Annotated in this window: 18 protein-coding genes; 7 read left to right on the forward strand and 11 right to left on the reverse strand. The window is 44.1% G+C overall.

Features of this window, described 5'->3' with window-relative positions; all coding sequences use genetic code 11:
* Window positions 1–145 precede the first annotated feature (145 nt).
* Both F597_RS0112135 and F597_RS0112140 read left to right on the forward strand, forming a co-directional pair.
* Window positions 146–1,501: a Gfo/Idh/MocA family protein gene (locus F597_RS0112135; protein WP_019540020.1), complete on the forward strand. Its 1,356-nt coding sequence runs from the start codon at window positions 146–148 to the stop codon at window positions 1,499–1,501.
* 44 nt (window positions 1,502–1,545) lie between these two features.
* The gene (locus F597_RS0112140) at window positions 1,546–2,340 is read left to right on the forward strand and encodes a ThuA domain-containing protein (protein WP_019540021.1); all 795 of its coding nucleotides are present in this window, start codon (window positions 1,546–1,548) and stop codon (window positions 2,338–2,340) included.
* On the opposite strand, the gene F597_RS0112145 is transcribed toward F597_RS0112140, so the two are convergent.
* Together F597_RS0112145 and F597_RS0112150 are read right to left on the reverse strand one after the other, a co-directional pair.
* Complete coding sequence (locus F597_RS0112145; RefSeq protein ID WP_019540022.1) at window positions 2,323–2,655, reverse strand: hypothetical protein; 333 nt, start codon at window positions 2,653–2,655, stop codon at window positions 2,323–2,325. The two genes, F597_RS0112140 and F597_RS0112145, sit on opposite strands and share 18 nt — an antisense overlap.
* A 63-nt stretch (window positions 2,656–2,718) precedes the next feature.
* The gene (locus F597_RS0112150) at window positions 2,719–4,992 is read right to left on the reverse strand and encodes a S9 family peptidase (protein WP_245542035.1); all 2,274 of its coding nucleotides are present in this window, start codon (window positions 4,990–4,992) and stop codon (window positions 2,719–2,721) included.
* Window positions 4,993–5,242: 250 nt separating this feature from the next.
* Here F597_RS0112150 and F597_RS0112155 point away from each other — a divergent pair, with 250 nt between their 5' ends.
* Together F597_RS0112155 and F597_RS0112160 are read left to right on the forward strand one after the other, a co-directional pair.
* A complete protein-coding gene (locus F597_RS0112155; protein ID WP_026327401.1) occupies window positions 5,243–5,446 on the forward strand; it encodes an alpha/beta hydrolase in 204 nt (67 codons plus the stop codon).
* Between the two features lies 1 nt (window position 5,447).
* Window positions 5,448–5,798, forward strand: coding sequence for a cupin domain-containing protein (locus F597_RS0112160; protein WP_019540025.1), 351 nt, complete (start codon window positions 5,448–5,450; stop codon window positions 5,796–5,798).
* 251 nt (window positions 5,799–6,049) lie between these two features.
* Here the strand turns inward: F597_RS0112160 and F597_RS0112165 are convergent, their stop codons facing one another.
* Entirely contained in the window at window positions 6,050–7,168 is a 1,119-nt protein-coding gene (locus F597_RS0112165; RefSeq protein ID WP_044060289.1) for a Gfo/Idh/MocA family protein, read from the reverse strand.
* Window positions 7,169–7,384: 216 nt separating this feature from the next.
* Here F597_RS0112165 and F597_RS22405 point away from each other — a divergent pair, with 216 nt between their 5' ends.
* The 3 genes from F597_RS22405 to F597_RS22600 all read left to right on the forward strand — a co-directional run bounded on the left by F597_RS22405 (window position 7,385) and on the right by F597_RS22600 (window position 8,296).
* Window positions 7,385–7,555 (forward strand): hypothetical protein, encoded by a 171-nt coding sequence (locus tag F597_RS22405; protein ID WP_157279117.1) that lies wholly within the window; start codon window positions 7,385–7,387, stop codon window positions 7,553–7,555.
* 160 nt (window positions 7,556–7,715) lie between these two features.
* Entirely contained in the window at window positions 7,716–7,970 is a 255-nt protein-coding gene (locus F597_RS0112175; protein ID WP_019540028.1) for a type II toxin-antitoxin system Phd/YefM family antitoxin, read from the forward strand.
* On the forward strand, window positions 7,967–8,296 hold the full coding sequence (locus tag F597_RS22600; protein WP_019540029.1) for a hypothetical protein: 330 nt from the start codon (window positions 7,967–7,969) through the stop codon (window positions 8,294–8,296). Before F597_RS0112175 ends, F597_RS22600 begins: the two co-directional genes overlap by 4 nt.
* A 28-nt stretch (window positions 8,297–8,324) precedes the next feature.
* On the opposite strand, the gene F597_RS21655 is transcribed toward F597_RS22600, so the two are convergent.
* From F597_RS21655 to F597_RS0112220, 8 genes are all read right to left on the reverse strand, one after another.
* Window positions 8,325–9,746 carry a hypothetical protein gene (locus tag F597_RS21655; protein ID WP_019540030.1) on the reverse strand — a complete coding sequence of 474 codons (1,422 nt, stop codon included), beginning with the start codon at window positions 9,744–9,746 and terminating at the stop codon, window positions 8,325–8,327.
* A 175-nt stretch (window positions 9,747–9,921) separates the two neighbouring features.
* Entirely contained in the window at window positions 9,922–10,272 is a 351-nt protein-coding gene (locus F597_RS22000; protein ID WP_081624371.1) for a sigma-70 family RNA polymerase sigma factor, read from the reverse strand.
* A gap of 158 nt (window positions 10,273–10,430) precedes the next feature.
* Window positions 10,431–12,776 carry a glycoside hydrolase family 3 N-terminal domain-containing protein gene (locus tag F597_RS0112195; protein WP_019540032.1) on the reverse strand — a complete coding sequence of 782 codons (2,346 nt, stop codon included), beginning with the start codon at window positions 12,774–12,776 and terminating at the stop codon, window positions 10,431–10,433.
* A gap of 10 nt (window positions 12,777–12,786) precedes the next feature.
* Window positions 12,787–13,866 (reverse strand): family 16 glycosylhydrolase, encoded by a 1,080-nt coding sequence (locus tag F597_RS0112200; RefSeq protein ID WP_019540033.1) that lies wholly within the window; start codon window positions 13,864–13,866, stop codon window positions 12,787–12,789.
* A 74-nt stretch (window positions 13,867–13,940) separates the two neighbouring features.
* Window positions 13,941–15,812: a hypothetical protein gene (locus F597_RS0112205; RefSeq protein ID WP_019540034.1), complete on the reverse strand. Its 1,872-nt coding sequence runs from the start codon at window positions 15,810–15,812 to the stop codon at window positions 13,941–13,943.
* A 16-nt stretch (window positions 15,813–15,828) separates the two neighbouring features.
* The gene (locus tag F597_RS0112210; RefSeq protein ID WP_026327404.1) at window positions 15,829–17,349 is read right to left on the reverse strand and encodes a RagB/SusD family nutrient uptake outer membrane protein; all 1,521 of its coding nucleotides are present in this window, start codon (window positions 17,347–17,349) and stop codon (window positions 15,829–15,831) included.
* A 19-nt stretch (window positions 17,350–17,368) separates the two neighbouring features.
* The gene (locus F597_RS0112215) at window positions 17,369–20,812 is read right to left on the reverse strand and encodes a TonB-dependent receptor (protein ID WP_245542036.1); all 3,444 of its coding nucleotides are present in this window, start codon (window positions 20,810–20,812) and stop codon (window positions 17,369–17,371) included.
* Between the two features lie 331 nt (window positions 20,813–21,143).
* Entirely contained in the window at window positions 21,144–23,960 is a 2,817-nt protein-coding gene (locus F597_RS0112220; RefSeq protein WP_157279119.1) for a carboxypeptidase-like regulatory domain-containing protein, read from the reverse strand.
* Between the last annotated feature and the right edge of the window lies 1 nt (window position 23,961).

Here is a 23,961-nt window from a genome sequence, read left to right on the forward strand (position 1 = left end):
TTTTAACAAACGCAACAGTACAAATTGCTAATTACCAATGGATCAATATGACATAAGTTTGAGATCCCAAATTTTTCACTTTCACTTTTAATTTTAATTTTTAATTTAATAAGTCTTGGTTCTTGTGTCTAAAATAAAAAATCGTATGCAAAATCAATCAAAAAAAGTAACACGAAGAGAATTCCTGGGTTTATCCGCATTGGGATTAACAAGTCTGACGATATTACCGAGTTGGACAATGAATGGGGTTAGAATAGCACCGAGTGACAGGGTGGTTTTGGGCTTCATTGGTTTGGGGAGGCAAGGTATAGGCGACTTCCACGCCTTCACCCACTGTCCCGGCGTACAGGTGGTTGCCGGTTGTGATGTGGATTCTATCAAAAATGATCGTTTCAGGCAAGCTGTCACCGCATGGCAAAAATCCAAAGGCATGCCCGAAAGATGCGATACATACGAATTCTATGAACAACTCCTCGAACGTAAAGATATTGATGCTATTGCCATCGCCACTCCCGACCATTGGCATGCACTGAATGTAATCCACTCTTGTCAGGCCGGCAAAGATGTCTATTGTCAAAAACCATTGTCGTACAATATTTCCGAGAGTTTGGCTGTAGTCAAAGCAGTTCGTCACAATAACCGCATTGTACAGATAGGCAGCCAACAGCGATCAAGCAAAGAATTTCAAACAGCCATCTCCATGGTAAGAAACGGAAGTCTCGGATATGTAAAAGAAGTACATGTGAGAGTCGGTGAACCACCTGCACCTTTTAACCTGCCGGAGGAACCGGTACCCTCTAACCTGAACTTCAACCAGTGGCTTGGCCCGTTAAACTTTCCGGTAGTGCATTACAATCACAAAATGTGTCCGCCTATCACTTACCCTGAACTCAAAGAAACGGGCGACTGGGCAGTATGGCGTTACTACAGGGAGACTGGCAACGGATTCATCGGTGACTGGGGCGCTCACCATTTCGACATTGCACAGGCAGCATTGGGTATGGACGGATTAACGCCCGTGGAATACATACCTGCCGGATATAATGGAACGAAATACGCCACAATGAAATATACCAACGGACAGGTAGTAACCGAACAACCTTTCCGTGAGGACAAACCGGATGATAAAGGTATCAATTTCATCGGCGAAAAAGCGTGGTTGAAAGTGGCAAGAGGCTATATTGAATGTTCCGATCCGAACCTTCTGCAAAAATCGGAACAAATTTTTGCCGCGGGAGAATACGAAGTGAGTGCCCCGCATATGCAGGACTTTATCAACAGTGTGAGATCCCGGAAAGAACCTATCGCACCTGTTGAAGCAGGCGCTTCTACCAATATCTTCTTCTGTAATGTGAATATCGCCCATGAACTCGGACGCCCGGTAAAATGGGATCCGGTAACCAAGAGATATTTCGATGACAAAGAGGCTGAAGCTCATCGTTTATATTACTACGAATATAGGAATCCTTATAAACTACCCTATCGGGATAGGATGATTTGATAATGAGTTAATGTGATAATTGAAACCCTAAAAAAATGAATTGTATGCAATCTTACAGGAAAATAATCATCGCTTTTGTAGCAGTAATGTTTTGCGCAGCCAATATTAAGGCAACCAATAACCTGAAAATAACCGAAAACTCGTTGCACGGTAAAAAAGTGTTGTACGTTTACGGCGGCTGGGAAGGCCACGAACCCGAAAAGTGCCGGGATATATTCGTACCTTGGTTAAAATCGGAAGGTGCGGAAGTTTTTATATTCGATCAACTCTCCTGCTATGAAGACTCTGCATTAATGGCCAATATCGATTTGATCATACAACATTATACACAGGGAGAAATATCCGGTTCACAAGACAAAGCATTGCGTAATGCTGTGAAACGGGGAGTGGGGTTAGCAGGCTGGCACGGCGGGACAGGAGACTCTTTCCGGAACAACGTTGATTTTCAATATATGATTGGCGGACAATGGGTTGCCCACCCTGGAAATATCATATCATACACGGTGAATATCACCGACAAAGAAGATCCTGTTACCAAAGGATTAAACGATTTTGACATGAAATCGGAACAATATTACATGCATATCGACCCAAACATAAAAGTGTTGGCAACGACCACATTCTCGGGAGAGCACGACTATTGGATTGAAGGAGCCGTAATGCCCGTAGTGTGGAAAAAACAGTACGGAAAAGGGCGCATTTTCTACTCTTCATTGGGACACGTTGCCAGCGATTTTAATGTTCCCGAAGCACTCGAAATCATGAAACGTGGTATCAGATGGGTTGCCCAAAGCTTGGAAAAAGAGCCCGAAAAATTGGTTTCACCGATTTATAAATAAAGTGGTTTTTTCCATTTTCTGTACTTCTCCGGTCATTTTGTAGGGTAAAGGGTAAACATTTCCCTTACTATCTCCACCACCCCATTGCTGGGGAGTATTTTCAGTCGGTGCAACCACTGTCCATTGCTTTTTATCGGCCCAGATACTACCGGTGTCATAATTATGGTCGGATGTGGCAATCTTATGATTCTCCCATTCTGCACCGTTCCAGTAAATTACCTGCCATTCTTTCAGACCGTTATCCGGGCCGGGTTGATGCCCCTTTCCCGATACATAAAAAACTAAAAAAATAAAGATACACCCAGTAAATAACATTTATTCATATACATTCATCATCTGACAAATCACAAGACAACCAAACTAATCAGTAGTCCAATCCTACTTGAGGTATTTCGCCAGGAATCCCAGCATGGTACTATAAAAGTCCATACGATTCTCTTCGCGATAGAAGCCGTGCCCTTCGTTGTATTTCACCATATAAGGTATTTCCAGGCCTTTTGCACGCAATGCCGTCACGATCTGGTCGGATTCGTTGATATTCACACGTGGATCATTAGCACCCTGCACCACATAGACCGGTTTGATGATCTTATCGATCTGGTAGACCGGCGAAGCTTCACGGGCGATAATTTTCTCTTCGGGATCATCCAGGTCGTACCATATCTGCTTCACCATTTCGGTCAACGGTTTCCAGTATTCCGGGAATGACGAAAAGAAAGTTTCGATATTGGATACACCCACATAATCTACCCCGCAGGTATAGAGATCAGGAGTTTTCACAAGCCCCATCAGGGTAGCATAGCCACCATGGCTGCCTCCATAGATTGCGATTTTGTTTTCATCTGCCCAACCCTGTGCAATGGCATAGCGTACACCATCTTCCACATCATCCATCACTTTCCTGCCGATCTGCTTGAAACCGGCACGTAGAAACTCTTTACCATATCCGCCCGAGATACGGAAGTTCACCTGCAGGGTGGCATAGCCGCGGCTGGCAAACAATTGCGTTTCGGGATTAAATCCCCACGAGTCGCGGATTCCCTGCGGACCGCCATGCGGATTCACGATCATAGGCACTCTTCTACCTTCCAGTGCCTCTTTCGGGAGTGTGATATATCCGTGGATCGTCAGTCCGTCACGGCTCTTAAAGGTGATAGGACGCATTTCCGCCATATCCTCTTCCTTCAGTTGCGGCATCAGGTCGTATAACAGGGTAAACTGTTTTGTTTTTACGTCGTACTCATAGTACTTTCCATACAACTTATCGCTTTGCAGGATGATCAGGAATGTGTTTTCATCGTCATCATAATCAGCAATACCATATATCTTTCCGGGGAAGTGCTGCTTCACTCCGGCATCGATTTCCTTGTAGAGGTCACTCACTGGGATAATTTCCGATTTTTCTCCCTCGTAGCTGAAATAATCAATTTCGTAGTTGCGTTTACGAGAGAGCCCCATACCGGCTACATCATAATGAGGGTTTGAAAATACTTCTTTTATTTCACGGTTGTTTTTCAGGTCGTAGAGAACGATACGGGTTTTATCTCCGTCGAGGTTGGTAACCACATAGGCATCATCGGGATCGGACGTATTGTAATTAAAGGCGATGATCGAGAAGCTGTCGTCCCAGTTCGTTTTTTTCTTCAACTCGAAATCTCCTGTTTCCGTATTTTTATAATAAAACTCCATTTCCACTCCGTTTACCATTTTGGTATAGGCACGCAAATTGCCCTCTTTGTCAAAATCATATCCCTGGATAGGATTAGCGACATCACTGTTTTCGTAGAGTTTTTCCAATTCACCCGTTACCACATTCAGTTTATAAGGCTCAAATATCTGCGGATTATCTTTGTTCATCGAAATGATAATGTAATCTTTCTGATCTTTCAGGAGAGAGATGATTCCCGCCCTTACACCTTCAAAGGGAGTAAGATCACGGCTATTTCCCCCATCGATATTTGTCGCGTAAATATGGTAGTTTTCATTTCCCCCGTTGTCCATCGCATAAAACAAACGATCGTCGTTGATCCATCCGTATCCTTTGATCGGCTCCTCTTTTTCTTCGATGGCACGAATCACCTCTCCGGAGGCAAGATTTTTTATATAAACATGGTTTTTAAGTCCATCCTTTTCTTTGTACGACAGATACTTTCCGTTTGGTGATAACTGGAATGCCGATGCATTGGGCCGGGCAAAGTAATCGGCCACACTGTATTTATAATCTCCCTTATCGAAGTCGACCAGTTTACGCAATTCTTCTTCATTCGTCACCAGATCGGGATTCCCGGGAAGTTTACTTTCAAACCGTCTTAAAGTAAGCGGGAGAGTCATTCCGGCCTGCTCGTAGTTTCCGGTAATACTGTCTCCCTGCAGTTCTCCATTATAAACGATCTGTGCCGCAGTCACTCCCAGTTTGAGCCGATTATCCGACAGTTCTGCCACATCTACCGGTATGCCGGCCGCTCCCTGCATAGGGACGTCCATTGTACCGGATAAATTCCCGTCTTCCCCGGTAAGGTGGAAAATCAGTTCCAGATCTATCCCTTGCACCGAAAGGGTGCCTTTCCAGTCACCTGCAATAGTTTGCGCATTCAGACTCATAGTTGTTACAATCACGGCGATCAATGCGCCAATTCTTTTTATTATGTTCATATGATTAATTTTAATGCAAGTAAAACAAACAGAATATAAAATTGTTGAAAATAATCTCATATTCCGGTACGAATGTAAAATAATCTATTTGTATCGGCAAATAATTTTGCTCTTTCTTCACTATTCTTAATTCTTATTCCACATCAAGAGAGCTTTCCATCCCTATGAGCTGTGAGGGTGGATTTTCTTTCTTCGCAGGGTTTTCCATCATGATTAGCTGCTCATATTCTGTTTATTAATCCAAATTTAAATGATGAACAAAGGGGATTTTGAACAAACGCCCGTTTTCCTTGGGACAAGCGATCCCGATTTCCACGTACCTGTGGAACGTGTGTACGCTTCCACCAATATCCTGCGGGAAATGAATGCCTCTGTCACCGAAAAGGTCTATCCAAACCGCGGGCATACCATCTCCGAAGACGAAATTGAACAGGTAAACCGGATTATCTTTTGATATGAAAGTAACCCGTATTTATACCGATACTAACGGTGATTCCCGGTTTGAGGATATCGAAATACTGTTGTTCGACCGTGGAGAAATTGGCCGCCTGTCTGAAAATATCGGAGTAAAGTCTCTGCAATTCAGAACAGTCCCACCCGATTACGACTACGATTTCCATCATGCCCCGCAACGCCAGTATATTGTTTTGTTAGACGGCGGTGTGGAAATCGAAACATCCCTGGGAGAGGTACGTCAATTTCAAACCGGCGAAGTTCTTTTGGTGGAAGATACAACCGGTAAAGGACACCGCACTAAGAATTTAGAGAAAAAGGAACGTACGTCAATTTTTATTCACTTAGCCTGAAACGAGTATGATAACCGTTCTCACCCGGGAACGTTTTCTATAAGCGAATACAGAAGAAAAACAAGTTTTTCCTCTGTTGAGGTAGAATTGAAAATCGAGAAGCGAAGCCGACTCAAAACGACTAACTTCAGTGAACATGACAATATGGGAGTTCCATACGACCTTACTATTAAAAATAAATATTGTCGTATGGAGAACTGTTTACCGGAATATTCAAATTCTTAAAGAAACGATGTCACCCTGCGTAAGAATTACTTTGTAAACTGAACTGTTCTCCCCTCTGCGGCACTTTGTTTCGCCGCGTCCAATATTTTCACGACAATCAGGTTGTTTTCCAAAGAAGAAAGGTCTGTGACTTTCACTTTGACATCTCCCCTTATCACATTTGCGAAATAGTTAAATGGCTCTTTTGCTTCCAAAGGAGATTCGGTAACTTTTTCTTCGCGCTTTGGAGTAGAACGCGCTAAACGGTATTCCAGATCATGGCTATTGAGCACACTTACATACCCCTCCTCTCCGTAAATAGAGAGGTCTTTCCTGTCTATAGGCCAGTTCCACGATCCTTGAATCACTGCCTGTGCGTGCGGATAAGTCAGAATAATAGTTGCTTGGTCATCTACTTCGGGATAAACCTCCGGCTTGATCGTCTGTAGTATTGCCGTAACAGTTTCAGGTTCCTCATTCTGCATAATCCAAGTCATCAGGTTAGCTCCGTAACAGCCAAAATCGGTTACCGCCCCTCCTCCATTCAGGACAGGATCAGTAAGCCACTCCAGAAATTCGGGAGAGCATCCGATCTCCACAGGCCCTTTATGTCCGTCATTGATAATGACTTTGTTAATATCTCCGATTTCCTGCTTCAGGACAGCCATTTCGAAAGCCTTGTAATGAGCTGGATACCATGTTGTTTCGTAGTTGGTCAAAAGGTGAATATTATTTTCCCGAGCCAGTTTTTTCATTTCTTCGGCGTGTTCGGTACTCACTGCCAGCGGTTTCTCCACCATTACATGGATTCCTCTCGGTGCACATACCTCTACGGTGCTTAAATGATCATAAATCGAATTAAAAGCGACCACTCCTTCCGGTTGGGTCTTTTCAACCATTGTGGCCAGGTCATCGTATACGATATTCATATCGAATCCGTATCGGTCTGCCAATTCCTGTGCTCTTTTTTTATTGGGTTCGGCAATACCGACAATAAGGATATCGGCACGTTCCTTATATCGATTCAAAAGGCCGTGTACATGATCATGCGACAAGCCGTCAATTCCAATTCTAACAGGATTACCCGATGGCGGCGTATCAATAAGCTGCTTACAAAGCAAGCCTGCAAGAAGAATAAGGCCGATTAGTAAAACAGGGAACCTCATATAGCATTCTCTCAGATGTGTTATAAAACTGTGAAACATTTATCAAACTATTAAGCAAGAAAAACTACTTAACGGATCATTATACACGAGCAAATGTAGTAAAAAAAATTTCACTCCATCTATAACACAGACAGTATATTACAAAATCTTACGTTTTTGTCCCAAATAAATAATCCCAATTGTATTTATTTGTAATTTCCAATAAAAACAACCCAAGTGAATAATCTATCAGTTTGCCATGCACCCATGCTCGTTTACCGAATTTCTAACTGCCACAGGCAACGGGACAATAGAGAAGACGAAACCGATCATGATATTGCTGTTAGGATTTGGTCGGGACAATACAGTGTGGATAAGGTGGAGGCGTTTGCCAAAAAAGATTTTTAGTTAATTAACCTACCTTTTTATATGATTTATGGGTTACCAGGAATAATCGACCACTTAACATGGAACAACCAAAAATAACGCAAAAAATCAGGAATATTTTTGCTATATAAAAATAATACCATAATTTTGCGTCCATATTGGTACACATTATAAAAAAGCTATGTTAGTTATAAGTACGCGTGAATTTAGAGCCAAACAAGGAAAATACCTTAAACTGGTAAAAAATGGGGAGGAAGTAATTCTGAAATCAAGAGAAAACGGAAGCTTTGCCCTTACACCTGTAACGGAATATTCCACGCTTATCCCTAAAGAATATATTCTTAAAACAAAAGACGAAGACCTGAAAAGGGCTATCACAGGGGAAGAACTTCTGGAAAGACTTATTCCCCGTGTGGAAAAACTGTTTGATAAATGAGAGTTTTATTCTTACCCGAAGTTGAAAACTATCTCTTTGAACTAACAGAAATATTGTACAAAAAAGAATATTTTGGTTTTAAAGAGAGAGCGGTTAAATATGTTGTAGATTTGGAGAATGATATAAGAACAAATCTAATGAACAAAATAAAGCGACCCGCACCTCCTTTTTTTGACAGATACGGAAAAAAAATGTTATACTCTGTATTTACAAAATCCAAGGCAACACATTGGTACGTGTTTTTTAATGTATATGAAGATACCGGAGAAATTATTTTATTAGTACGTTATATAAGTAATAACCACATAATCGCACAATTTCTATAATTAAACTTTTCCCTTACGTTTTTGGGTATTAAGACTCTAACAGGAATATTCTTAACACGGAAATTCTCATGGCGTACAATGCAGAAAGGAACATGGTGACCTGAGGGTATTCCGTATAGTTTTCAGGGTCATTAAAAAGGAACAGGGCCTCCATACCACTCAAATCATAGTTCGACGCAAAGTAGTCAAGCCACGTCATCTGCCACATCACATATTCATAAGGGGTGATTTCCTTTCTTTCTCCGAACAATGATTTGAATGAGAGTTCGGTTTTCTTCAGCTTATCATCCTGTATCTTTATCGCCATGTCTTCCAGTTTCAAAAGGGCATGATCAGGGTATTGTTTAAGTGCCCTCTTTATCCTGGCTTTTTTTTCCGAAGGATCATCAAGGATATCTATTTCGAGAAAGTCAACGTAAGGAAGTTCTCCCCAACGCTCACGGATATATTCGCTCAATTTTGCTTCGTTGGCATCTTTGGTCAGATACGACAAATCTTCATACGTGAAATCATTTTCATTCTGTAAACCAAGCATCTGCCAGTAAGCGGCATTGGTGATGGTATAATCACGCGCCTCTTTGTTCCATTTCGTGACCCACCTGTTTACTTCCTTAAAATCCGTAAGATCATCATACAACAGATTTGTGAGCGCTCCAATTCTTTTGAATTTCTCCTCTTCGTCCGGATCTTCATCGTCACGGTGATTTTCAAACATCCCGTCTTCCGAAGCCACGTTTTCTAAATATTGGGTTAACTCCAGAAAAATTGCGACATTCTCTTTGTAACTATTTCCGGAATATTCATCAAAAAAATCATCCTCGTTATCCCAGATATCGTCGTCATCATCATCATCATCGTAAGAGTCATCAAACGGATCACCCCCCCCTAACACATAATCATAATTACCGGCACCAAGCGTCTTTTCCAGCCTGTTCATAATCATTCCAGCCATTGTATCATCCTCCAAAGGCCCCTGCACAAACAGGGGTTTCCCATTTTCACCACCACAGTGGATATCGATCAAAGGGATCTTGTCACTGTCCTCTTCAAGCATGTATTGTGTGATGGAGAGAAAATCCTTATGCGGTTCGAAACCGATTTCCTCGGCATATTCCCACCCGGCATGAATGATGTTGTGACCCAGATTGTATTCGCTTTCAATCATGCCAAGATTATCATCCAGTTTGTCCTTATACTCGTCAAACTCATACTCCGGAACATTGAATTGGTACAATGTATCCTTTATCCCGAGGCATTTCAGGTCGACAAGATAGGAGCAATAAGTAATATTCCCGTTCACATGTTTACGGGAAATAGTAACATGTGCAAGACCTTGTTCATCCCATCCATCATTGACAAAACATTTGAATATAGGAAGGTTACGGGCTCTCTGGCGGATATAGTTTTCCGGGGAAAGGATCTGTGGAGACTGCTTCTGTTTCTTCTTCATAATGGATGATCACATTGGGGTGAATAATGATGATTTCGGCACAAAGGTACAATAATTCTTTCAGGGATAAATGTTTTCCACTTCAAGTAAAATCCTGTTTTGGCAGAACTTTTAACCAACTCCACACTACCGATTGTAAATTATGCTTTTTTGCATAATTCTTTTTTGCATAAATCTAGCTGATATTATATATGATCAACACGAATGGGAGATAATCCTTCAGTTCGGCTCTTAATACGCTTAGCGCCTTGCTGATATAAGCCTCTATTGTTTTGGGAGAGACGGACATTTCCTCCGCTATCTGATTGTAAGTCATATTCCCAAACCGGCTCAGTTCAAAGGCTCTCCGCACGTTTTCGGGTAGTTGCTTCAAGGCAGTATGAAGCATTTCTTCCAGTTCCCCAATCGTATAAATCACTTCGGGGGTATCGGTGGTAGCCGAAGTAACCTGTATCCCGACATGATGCTGCCGTACGGATTGCTTACGAAGATAATCCGTACAATTGTTCTTTACACTGGTGATCAGTAAATTTTGAAATTATTCCCTGATAGGAAGCTAATTAAAGAGAGGGTGAAATCCGTTGTGGATACACCCTCTTTCTCTTTTACTGTATAATCCCAAGTTTTATTGCCGGCCAGTTATACCTTTGCAGAGCTTACGTCCTCATACCCGACATGTATTTGTTACCGGTTGGGTGTATCCCAGACCCGGGTCTCCGCACAATGGATCATGGCAATCTGATCGCCCGCCTGTAGTTTGAACTCGCCCGCTTCGAGCGTCCACTCTCCTTTTTCATTCACAAAAGCAAGGTCGTCGGCCGCCAGTTGCAGCATAACGGTTTTGGTTTCACCCGGTTCAAGAGATATCTTTTCGAATGCACGCAAACGGCGTACGTCGGGCGAAAGGGAGGCCACCATATCGCTGCTGAAAAGCAGTACCGCCTCTTTGCCGGCTACCGTTCCGGTGTTCTTCACATCCACGGTCACGGTCAGCAGGTCGCCCGACACAAAATCTTTCTTGCTCACTGCTAAATTAGCATACTCAAATATGGTGTAGCTCAAACCAAAGCCGAACGGATATTGCACCGAAGTCTGTGCTCCGTAATCATAAGCGCCTTCCATCTTACCGTCGATATTCTGGCTGGGCTTATGATCGTAGGTGATCAATCCATGTTCGAACTTGGGATAAGTATAGGGCAACTTCCCGCTGGGATTGACATCTCCCGCGAGGATATCGGCCAGCGCATCTCCCCCGAAATTACCCGGGAGATAAAGCTGAAGTACCGCTTTGGAATCGGGTTCAATCTTACGGATCAGGCGTGGTCGTCCTTCATTCAATACCAGTATAACCGGTTTTTCAGTCTTTTGCAAAGCAAGTGCCAGTGCTGTCTGATTCTCCGACAGCACCAGTTCATCCAGGTTACCCGGTGTTTCGCAGTAGGAGTTCTCTCCCACACACAATACGATATAATCCACTCCGGCTGCAGCGGCTACCGCTTTTCCGATCTCAGGCGGATTTTCTTCGTAATACTGGCCATCCATCTTATAGGTAACTCCCGGCTCATATCTCACGTTCGTGGCACCAAATTTGTTTTGCAACGCTTCGTAGATGGTATTGTAATCCTGGGCGAACTCTTCGGTTTTTTCTCCCTGCCAGGAATAGCTCCACCCCCCGTTGAGGGTACGCATAGAATGTGCGTTAGGGCCTGTCACTAAGATACGGGCATTGGCCGGCAGTGGAAGGATGTTGTTTTCATTTTTCAACAGAGTGATCGCCTCATCTGCAGCTGTTTTCGCTACCGCTTCGCTCTCACTGCTCCCAAAGTCGGGATATTCGGAGCGTGACCAGTAGGGACGTTCAAAAAGCCCCAGACGGAATTTCAAACGCAATACCCTGCGTACTGCATCATCGATCCGTTTCATAGGCACCTCACCCTCTTCTACCAGTTCTACTAAAGTGGGGCAAAACGCAAGGTTATACGGCTCCATGACTAAATCGATACCTACATTGATAGCCGTTTTCACTGCCCCTTTATAATCGGTGGCAATCCTGTCGCGCGAGAGCAGGTTCTGCACATCGGCCCAGTCGGTCACAATCACGCCATCGAACGCGAGGTCCTCTTTTACCCATTCGGTCAGCAGCCTGTAATCGGCATGTGTGGATACACCGTTGATGATGCCCGAATTGACCATCAGCGAAAGCGCTCCTCCTTCTACAATAGAAGTGCGAAAGGGTTCAAAATATTTCTCACGCAGTTCGCTTTCGGAAATAAGGGCCGGCGTACGGTCTTTACCCGAGACCGGTACTCCATAACCCATATAATGCTTCACACAGGCCGCAATACGATGGCTCCCTACACTATTCCGGTCATCACCCTGAAACCCGAGTGTAGAGGCCAAACCCATCTGCGCATTGAGATAGGAATCCTCGCCGTAACTCTCCCACTGACGCGACCAACGGGCATCTCTCCCCAGGTCCATAGTAGGCGCAAAGGTCCAGGGAATATTGCTGGCGCGGGTCTCATAGGCCGTGATACGGGAACCCTCCTTCATCAGGTCGAGGTTAAAGGAGGCAGCCATACCCACACCCTGAGGAAAAAGGGTGGATCCGGCAGTATAAGTGGTTCCGTGAATGGCATCAATGCCATAGAGCACCGGTATACCTGTTTCGGCCAATGCCCTCTCCTGAATAGCTTGTACTGTTTTTTCCCAGACTTCAGTGGTACGTGCCCGGTTGTTGGCCGTATTCAGGATGGAACCCACCTTGTATTTGCCGATCACCGTATCAAGCATGGCGGGATCGATTTCGAAAGGTTCGTCGCTAAAATAAACATTTCCCCCTTTTCCGATCACGTCGAGCGTGAACTGCGCCATTTGCCCTACTTTCTCCTCGAGGGTCATCTGCGCCATGATACTGTCGATCCGTTTTTCAATACCGGTATCCAAACCCAAGCCAGATGCTTTTTTATTTCCCTCGTTACAGGCAACCACCAAAAGTACCGTAAGGATAAAAAAAATGATTTTTTTCATTTTTAATTTTTTACTTTTTCTGATATACTCTTACGTAATCAATTTCATAGGAGGCAGGCAATGCCGATTCATCTACCCCTTGGGCGCCCCCCCAGGATCCGCCCCAGGCCAGATTAAGCTTCAGATAGAATGGATTGAAAAAAGGCCACGTATCTTTGTTCCCGGCCTTATCATTGGGAAAATGGAAATATTCAACTCCATCCACAAACCCTTTGATATAATCGGGAGTCCATTCAGTAGCATAGACATGGAATTCGGTTGAAGCATTCTGTATGGTTCTTGATGCACCTTTCTGTGTTTGATTCGTATGATTGTATGCTTTGGTATGTACGGTAGAATGCACGACATTGGGATCATAACCCACATATTCCATAATATCGATCTCACCGTCATCGGGCCAAGCGGTAAAATTTTTCGGCATCATCCAGAAGGCGGGCCAAGTACCTCTCCCAACCGGTAATTTCAGGCGTGCCTCAAAATAGCCGTATATCCAGCTTTTATCCGTATTCATACGGATGGAATAAACCGTTCCGTCTATTTTTTTTGCAGTGATAGTGAGAATACCGTTTTTTACGACAGCCAATTGCTCTCCATCTTTATCACCGCTGACATAGTGCTGCAGTTCTCCATTTCCCCAGCCTCCGCCACCGGTTTCGTACCACCATTCGGAGGCATTGGGGCGATCGCCTTCGTCAAACTCATCGTTCCACACCAGGGTATAACCTTCCGGAGCCTCGACATTGGGCACTGGTTTGCCTTCCTGTTCTACCGGAATACTGACCCGTTGGGTTCCCGCTTTAACGACAACCGCACCTTCACGCGCTGAAGTACTCGTGTTGGCAGCAATGGTTACCGTTATCGTTCCGGTAGTATTGACGGAACCCGTAGGACTGCAGGTAATCCAATCTTCGTTACTATAGGCGGCCCACTCGCGGTCAGCCGTAACATCAATAGTCGAAGTCTCCTTACTATAACCTACATAAATTTGGGTGGGAGAACAAGTAACGCTCCCGCTTGCTTCAATTTCGTTGTCTTTACTACTGCAGCACACTATAGCAAGCGCAAGTACCGACAAAAAAAATAGCTTCATTTTATTCATAATCATATAATTAAAAGCATGTACGGCAAAACCATGATGCCGTACTATGCTATAGATTCATTATTTTATTCGTTGCATTCGGATTCTTTCAGGATAATGCTGCTGATGGTGACTTCGGCATTCGCAGGATTTCCCCCAAAGTCAAATACCAAATTTATCTTATCAATGTCAATTCCATCCATAGCAGGCATCTTAAACACATAATCCTCATACGCGGTAAGATCAATATTCTTAGTGAAGAAAAACGTATTGTCATCGTCTACTTTGGTGAGTTTGACAGTTACTGACCTGATATCCTTGCTTGAATTAAAGATACAGCGAAAATCATACTTATTCGCAGCGCTGGTCGCAATATTGTCTGTTTTGAAATGGACCTGTGCCTGCCATTGGGAAAATGTTTCTTCGGACAACGTGATTTTGTACGAGTTGCCGTCAGCCACGAAGCCGGGGTCTGCTATCTGGTTCCAACCCGGGGCATAATAAAAGAAGTTCGTATAGCTAACCGACTTCCACATATTGCAGTCCGAGTCCGGCAGCCAGTTCACATCATCTTCTTCAGGTTCTTCGATGACAGTGCCGTCGTCGCAACTATGCTCTTTCAATACGGTACGACTCACAGTAACGACCGTTTCTGCCGCATTACCGCCAAAGTCGAGCACAAGGCTTACCTTCTCCATGTCAATGCCGGCCATATCTGTCTGAATAAAGGTATAATCTTGATATGCTTTCAGTGAAATACTTTCCTGAAAGTAATACACTCCGTCGTCTCCCGTCTTAACCAGTTTTACTGTTACATTGTTGTGATCCTTGGTAGAATTGAAGATAGTCGAAAAATCATAATTCGTTGCCGCATTAGTAGATAAGTCAGTCAGGAATTTCACTTGCGCCTGCCACTGGTCGGAGGTGGCCTCGGGCAAGGTAATCTGATAAGAATTACCGTTGTCGGCAAAGCCGGGGTCATCTATCTGGCTCCAACCCGGGGCATAGTAAAACTCGTTTGTGAACGTTGCCGTCTTCCACATGTTGCAATCATTATCCGGATCATAACCGCCCGGTTTTGTTTCTTCACCGCTTGTCAGGATATAATGCCACGCAATAGATCCGTTGTCCGAAATCAGCTCTATTTTAGTAGGTGAAATACCTGCCAGCTTATATTTCGGAGTATTGTAAATATCGTCGTTGGCGATATATGGGAACAGCGTGTGTGCCGGGAACGTCAGGTAAATGTCGTTTCCTTCCGCAACAAAATCATAGGTGGTTACCTGTTCTGAAACGGCCGCCATAAAGTCATTCCCATCGTTGGTATTATATTCGCTGAATACGGAACAACCGGCATTCACATACACCGTGCCTCCCACACCCGGATTATAGGTATAGTCCATACCTGTTGTAAAGGTAAGTATATCGTCATAAAGCCCCCAAGCTGCTTTCTCGTTAGGCGATGCGCTCCACCAGCCCGTCCCGTCTGTTCCCGATTCTCCACAAGCCAAGTGCGCAGGTTCGCTGGCAGCAATTGACCATGTTTTGCTTTCAGTTCCGGCAAAGAATGTAATGTACTTGTTAAAGTCAACCATCGAGTTGTCAATCGTAAACGTCTTGATGATGGAACCATCGCTGATACCGTTTGCATTCCCGATCTTGATCTCTACCGTATAGGTGCCGGCGGTACTATAAATTTTGGTAAGCCCGTTCACTGTGGAATAGGTGATTTTACTTTGTTCCTCAAAAATCCATACAGGATAAGCAGCCTTATTATTTAATGTGAACGTTACCTGGTTGATTTCCTGGTCGACAGTGATATTCACGTCAATATCCGCGGCCAGGGGAATACCAGCCTCATTCGGCGATGTAAAACCATCCGGGGAACAGCCTGCCAGGCAAAAAGCTATCGCCGCCATCAAGAGGGTAACCCTTATATAGCCATATATATTTTTCATAATTCTTCTATTTTATTTAATAGTTATTCTGAGTTAACGTACCTTGCGCCGCATCAATCTCATTTTGAGGAATGGGCAGGTATTTTTTATTGGGTGTCCATGAGTTTGTACGGTACTGTCCATCCGGAACAAGCACGGTAGTTGCTTTACCGGTACGTACCAAATCCCAGTAACGTTTTCCTTCGCCCACAAATTCCAACCGTCGCTCCTGAATGATATTGTCTACCGTGGCAGGAATGCTTCCCAATCCCGCCCTGTCGCGTACTTCGTTTAAATAGTTCTGTGCCGTTCCCTTACCTGAAACACCGCGGGCTAAAAGCTCGGATGCGTACAATAATGTTTCCGCATACCTGTAAACACGGAAATTGTTATTGTAGTTCATATCGGCATCAGCAGCATGTCCTGCATTACCACCCACACGGGGCAGGTACTTCCTTAAAAAATATCCGGTATCCTGATAACGTCCTGTGTAAGTAGCACCAGTGGAAACGGTATAGTCGGCAAAATTAAGGATACCCCCATCGCGACGTTCATCGGCTTCGTCATACATTTCGTAAGTTTCCACGCGAACCGGTTCAAATCCCCATCCGCCTTCATAATCCGGACTGCTGCCCAGATTGTTTATGCCTATAAATTTCGGATAAACTGAACCACCGGCGCCAGTAGCATTGTCCCAGGCGCGTTTACCGGCAGTAGAAACATAATTGATCTCGAAAATCGACTCGGTATTCCATTCTCCCGCTTCTTCCCAGATTGAAGCAAAATCGTCTACCAGGTCGTAGCTGCCGGAAGCGATGATCTCTTCCATATAGCTGAGAGCTTTGGAGTATCTGCTTTCGTCCTGCTGGTACATTACCACTTCAGTATAGAGCATATATGCCATGGCTTTCGATACGCGTCCATACCATTGGGCCGTTGTACGCATAGGTAATCCCCCGTTATCGATCGCGTCTTCCAATGATGTTATTATTCCGTTATAAACATCATCGGCTGCGCTTTGCTCATGTATATAAGGAAACGAGAGATTCTGTTCATAATAGGGAATATTGCCCCACAATTTCCACAACCACGTGTAATAGAACGAACGTAATATTTTTGCTTCGGCTGTATAAAGAGCCTTGTTTTCATTAGAAATATCAGTTACATTTTCAATGTTTTCCACTACAACATTCGAACGGTTTATACCGGAATAAAATGTCGTCCAGAGATCACTTACCACAGAGGTGGGCAAAGCATTGTAATTAGACATACGATGCAAATAAATACAGTCATTTTCATCGGCTCCCCCGACGTAAACGTCATCAGCCATCACATCTGAGACCAAACCGATATGCGTATATTGCCCCCATGCATAGTCAAACCATTTTAACGGGTCGTATGCGGCAACGAGTGCTTCAAAGATCCTTTCATCCGAATTATAATATTCGTCAACAAAAACCTTGTCGGGCGATTCTACATCCAGAAAATCAGTTGTGCAGGACGTTCCCGTCATACCCAACAGTATGCAACTTATTAAAATTAAAATATATTTTTTCATACGATAGTCAGATTAGCAATTAAAAATTTAAATTTAACCCGAATGTATACGTTCTCGCCTGAGGATATATACCCCGGTCAATACCGATCTGTGTGCCTCCGGCGGAGATTTCGGGATCAAACCCTTCATATTTTGTGAGAGTCAGCAGGTTTTCAGCTGCTACAAAAAGGCGCAAGCTTGAAATCAGAAGATTTTTCGTCATCCCTCTGGGGAGCGTATATCCCAACTGTATGTTCTTCAACCGCCAATACGAACCGTCTTTCACGTACAAATCGGACGACAGCCAGTTGTTATTATCATCGGTAAAGGTGAATCGCGGAATACGGTTGGAAGTCCCTTCGCCGGTCCAACGATCCAACATATACGAAGGCAGGTTGATATAAGCGATATCCGTACGGCGCGTCGCATCAAAAATATCGTTCCCTTGTGTACCCTGCCACATCATGTTGAAATCAAAATTTTTCCATGCAACAGAAAAATTCAAGCCAAATGTCCAGTCGGGCATACCTTTACCGATTTTGGTCTTGTCGTTATCATCAATTTTACCATCTCCGTTTATATCGACGAAACGTACATCCCCCGGCACCGCTTTAGGCTGTATCAAAGACACATTTCCATCGGCATCGGTATGGGTATAACTGTTGATTTCATCCAGGTTCTGGAAAATACCGTTGGTTTTATACCCGTAGAAGAAAGGGAACGGTTGGCCATTTTCGGCTCTCGATACAGTTCCCACATTCTGGTAATTGTCGTAATTCTCGAATCCGGTTTCATTACCCAATTTAATGAGTTTATTTTTCAGGTAGGTAGCATTCCCCCCGATACGGAAGTTAAAGTCGGATACCTTGAATCTATAGCTTGTTTCGAATTCAAAACCGGAGTTTTCCATTTCTCCGACGTTACCCCAGGGTTTGGATTCACCCACATAAGAAGGGATGGGCATTACCATTAGCATACCGTCCGTAATTTTCTTGTAATAATCACCACTGAATGTTAATGCATTTCCAAGCAATCCGAAGTCAATACCGATATTGGTCTGTATGGATTGTTCCCAACGCAGGTCTCTGTTTGCCAGTCCGTTTGGTTTGGTACCGTTGAGCAGTCTTATGGCATCACCTGTCCCGAAGAAATAATTATTTCCGGTTTGGGTAAGCGCTACGTAGCGGAAATCATCGAGATTTTCGTTACCGTTTTTACCCCATGAAAACCGGAGTTTTGTGCTGTTCAGCCAATCGGGACGGTTTTGTGCAAATTCTTCGTTCATAATATTCCATCCCAGCGAGAAGGAGGGAAAGGTGGCCCAGGGATTGTTGGTCCCGAACCTGGAAGAACCGTCGCGGCGAATAGTTGCCTGAAACATGTAACGCTCGGCATAGTTGTAGCTTAACCGTGCGAAATAAGAAGCCAGGGCATGAGGATTAGTAGCGCCTCCGTAAACCGACATGTCGCCGTTAGCAGCGGTACCGGTCGTAAAGTTAATATTCGCCTTGTTGGGATTTTCTTCCACCATATAGTAATTGCTGCCACCCAACTGGCGTCCGTTGGTTTTCTTCGCCGATTGTCCCAACAGTACGGTTACGTTATGTAGTCCGATGGCTTTATCGTATGATAATGTGTTCTCTAACTGCCATACTAAAGAACGGTTCATCTCCGACCATACGGATGATTTCTCAGCCTTATTGGATTGTCCCAGGTAATACACGGGAGTCCAACCGTCAGTACCCCAGAAAGCCAGATCCGTTCCAAACGACGACCGAAATTTCAGATTATCCCAAATAGTCAGTTCGCCCCAGAAATTGGCAATAAACTTGTCGGCATTTCCTTTCTCGCCCGGTAAAGTCAGCGTGGCCAACGGATTGACAATTTCATTATAGTCTGAGCCGGCAATGGTATAGATACGTCCATTATTTTTATCGCGTACGGGACTAAAATTCGTTACGTTGGCATATCTTTCGAATACGGCATCCTCGTCTTCTTCATAAATTCCGAGGATAGGCGAGAAAGCAAGTGCACTGCCCAAAGGTGAACCATACTCCGAATTAGTGGTAATACCTTGCGACTGGATGCGCGAATAGGCCAGATTGGCGCCAAAGGTGACATTACTTAACCAGTTACGTTCATTCTTGGCATCCATGAGCACATACGTATTGTTGGAACGCAATGCAAGGCGTTTGTAATTGGAGCGGTCGAAATTTCCACCGACAATACCTTCCTGCGAATAATAACCTGCTGACAGGTAATAGTTGAGCCGTTGCGTGGTACCGCTCGCGCTGAACTGATGCTGGACTAACGGTGCATTATAATTGAAAACTTCCTTTTGCCAGTTTGTACCTTCCCCGAAGGAATAAGGATCGGCATAAAAGGGTGAATTTCCCCCGTTTATCCTGCCTTCGTTCATCAATATCGCGTATTCGGTGGCATTCAGCACGTCCCGTTCTTTCCATGGACTTTGCATACCATATGAGAAATCATACGTAAAACTCACTTTTCCCTCTTTTCCCTTTTTCGTAGTAACGAGAATAACACCATTCGCGGCGCGCGTACCGTAAATAGCTCCCGAAGCGGCATCTTTCAATACTTCTATGGATTCAATATCGCTCGGGTTAAGGTAATCAATACCTCCGTCAATCGGCATGCCGTCCACAATATAAACAGGATTGGAATTGTTAATGGTTCCGATACCACGCACACGCACCTTTGCTGCGTCACCGGGCTGACCGGAAGCGGAAGTAACGGTAACACCTGCTGTAAGCCCTTTCAACGCATTATCCACCCTGACGGGAGCCGTAAAGGCGAGATCATCGGCAGTTACACGACTAATAGCGGCTGTCACCACACTTTTGCGCTGTACACCATACCCGATTACCACCAGTTCATCGAGCACTTCGGTATCTTCCTGCAATTGTACGTTAAGCACGGTCTGATTAGTAATCGTAAATTGTTGCTCCAGATAGCCGATATAAGATACGCGAAGCGTAGCTCCTCTCGGTACGGATAACGCATAATTCCCATCTATATCAGTTACGGTACCAATCGTAGTTTCCGGAACGGAGATATTAGCCCCAATAACCGGATCATCATTTTCATCAGTCACCCGCCCGCTCAGACGTATTTCCTGTTGCGGAGCCTGCGTTGTTTCACTTGTTGCGGCCGTCGACTTATCAAAAATATAAATTTTGTTGTCTCTCAGCTCGTAACCGATATTACGGGGTGTAAACAACTGGTCCAACACCTGCGTAAGATCGGTATCGGTCACTCTGATAGTTACTGCATCATTCAGATCCACCACTTCCTTGCTAAACGCCAGGGTGTAGTCTGTCTGTTGGGTGATACTTTCCAGTACAGTTCTCAGATTTGTTTGGCTGAAATTCAGGTTCACTTTTTGTGCCGAACTGATTACGGTACTCAGCACAAAGAGCGACATCAGAATCATCCATCGCCTTTTCATTGGAATTTTTCCCATGGTTTGTTCTACATATTAAAAATTAGACATTAAAATTTTTTCACCTCACTAGAATTAATCTATCTCTCTACTTTTTATTACAGATACTGATTTAACACTTTTGAATGCTTGTTATCGCTTCTTTATAGTAGACACAGAGAAAAAGAAAAAGGATGAGTAAAAAGTAAAAATTTAACAAAATGATAAGAAAAACCGCAAAAAAATAATGATAAATCCTTTGAATAACAGGGTGTAAGATAAAAAAGAGAGACAAAAAAGGTCACAAAGATCCGGAGAAAAAGGGTCGAAGGACAACAGAAACAATATCCGAAACATATAAATATTATATCGGTCAATCGGAAGCGAAGAAGCGTTTTATATTTATTTTTCTCTCTTTCACTTCAATCTCAAAAGGATCGAGCACTGTAATTTTACCGGCTTCGATCGTGAAAGTACGGGTATAATCTTTACACTCGGAGTGTTCAGGCAACGTTTTGGTATCGAAGGTAATGGTATAGGTTCCCATGGGCAGGAAAGTGGTAAATTTTCCGTCGGCATCGGTGACAACGGTTTGAACAACTGTTCCGTCGGTATTTATTACTATAAATCGAAGACCTTCATACCTCGGCAGAATCTCCACACTATTCTCATCACTGATATAACCGACACTTCCCTGTAATGTACCGCTTTGTTTGAGGGAAATATTGATCACCGTTCTGGCACTTTTGGCAGTGATTTTCTTCCGGTCGAAGAACCAGCGTCCCGTCTGTATCGGCTTCACTATATACTCGCCGTAGGGTACCAGCGAGTAGCGCACCTTTCCTTCTTCGTCCGAAATAAAGGCTTTGTTATCAATGTTCAGCAGATAGCCTCCGGCCGGCTCATCTCCGTCATCATAACGGTTATTGGCGTTATGGTCGTAATAGACTTGAGCGACTACCTTGCTTTTCCGCCCCTTCATCGGCTGCGATTTGCTGAAATTCCATGTCACTCCCACCTGCACGTTGAACATATTACTGCTATTGATAAACGTGTATCTGTACCAATAAGCGTTCATAAAAAAAGCCATATTATCTTTTGCAAAAAAGTTTGCAGTAAGGTTCGCCGACGGCACGCTGCCCTGATACACATCATGGCTGAAGTTGATACCTGACGAGAAAGATAATTTTTTAGAAATATTTTTATTGATGGAAACCGAAGAGGTAAACCGGTTGAACTCCTTATGCTGTTGCTTCGCCATCATATATTCATAGAGATAGTAAGCTCCTTTCTGGTATGAGGCGTCTATCATCACTTCCCGGAATGAGTAATTCAGGGTTGTTTTTGCCTGTCCCGAACGGCCACCCTCCAAAGGATCGGCAAAAAATCCTGCCTCCAGTGTGCCGAAGAGGGAGTGCCTCGCATTGGGACTTTGCCATCGCCCTTGCCATCCCATGCGATGAGAAACCATTCGCACATTCCCTGAAACAGTTCCTTCATCGAGCCATGAGGTGTATGAGGGGGAACTTTCACCTTGATGCCGGTAATAGAGTGACGAAGTTACTCTCCCTAATTTTGGCAATGAGAGCATGATATTTCCATAACTGTTCTCTGACCGGTAAGTATAAGTGTAGGCGTACGATTTAGGTGCCGTTCTGTTGTAACCAACACTGCCGCTGATATAGGTGTTTTCAGACAATCTTTTATTGACTCCCTGCGTAAAGGAGAGAGTTCCTTTTCTGCTTCCGGGAAAATATCCATCGCTGTAATAACCCGATCCGTCCAAAGCGATTCCGAAAGGCAGATTACCTCTGTACCGAAGTTCAGCTGCACCGGAGAATTTGCTGTCTGGTATGTTCTCATAGCTGCTCAATGCTCCATGCGTCTCCATATGGATGCTCCAATTTTTCCCTAACAAGCTTCTCCACTGAAGGCCTCCTACATTATATATTGCTTTTTCATAAGGGTTTTTCTGGTAAATATAGGTTGCTTCCATACCCCTATCTGAATTATTGGCTCCTAATGCGCCTTGTATGTAAAACGAGTAATACTCGGTAAACCATGGCTGTGAACCTATCAGGTTAAAATTCTGATCGACCGCCCCGAAAGTGAGCGTTTTTCTCCTGTCGGCAGTCGACAATATTGCTTTTGCGCCCCGGCCAAATAGCGGTAACTCCGTCTGTTCACTCACGTTGCCAATAGTGAACTCATTCTCTTCAAGCTTATACATCAACGAGGTATTGGTAATCATGGGTGTATGGCCGGAATTGTATTTGTAGATATTCCCTTTCAGGTGGAGATAGCCTGCCGGCAGGTTCATATATCCCCCACCCTGTAATTGCAGCATATTCGAAGTAGCATTGTACTGCCGGTAGCTCAATGTAACGGAATTGTCGGCCAATCCCTGTCCGGGATACAAATTACGGGCGGGATTGGTATCTATATACTTCCTATCTGTAAAAACATTCTGCACGGTAACGGTCTTACTCCCAAAAATCGTTTTCTCCCTCCCTTTCATGGCAGTGATATGCACCGAAAATTGTCCCGATGAAAGGAGATTGCCACTGGGAATAAAGCTGTGGATAAACCGTTTCTGTTCCATAGGCGCCATGGTGATTTTCATCTCTGTAAAAGCAGGTGCTTCCCGCAGGTTGGGAACATTAAACACCAATGTCACCTCCTGATATGTGTTTCCGCTGTTATTCACCGTTACATGCACCCGCACCGAATCCTCCGGACGGGTTATCATCAGTGGGGCGTCATCCGTCATGAAAAATATCTGCTCCCGCTCTTCAATATCGATGTAGGTTTCCCGGGCCAGCACCCTTTCCTTTTTTTCATTGAGAATGATATACCTGATAGCTTTTCTTCCCGCACCGATATCCTTGGCTGCAATTAACCGGTAAGCGACAAAAACACTGTCGTTCTGAGCAACAGAAATCTCCCGTTCACCCTGTGAAAGGGAACGGAGTTCCGAGAGTGGATCCAACAGGACAGTTCCAGTGAATATCTGCTCCGATCGATTGGTTATCTTCAGGATATGACTTATAACCTGTGCATTAACCGAAGACTCCCGTATCTCCAAGCCGACCGGTTCTTCCGCAACAGATTGAGCCTTTATTCCGTGGAAAGTATAAAGACTGATGAGCAATAATCCTGTGAAGCAGAGCTTTTTTCTATTGCGGAACATT

This window comes from Proteiniphilum acetatigenes DSM 18083 (genome assembly GCF_000380985.1).
In the GTDB taxonomy this organism is placed as follows: Bacteria; Bacteroidota; Bacteroidia; order Bacteroidales; family Dysgonomonadaceae; genus Proteiniphilum; species Proteiniphilum acetatigenes.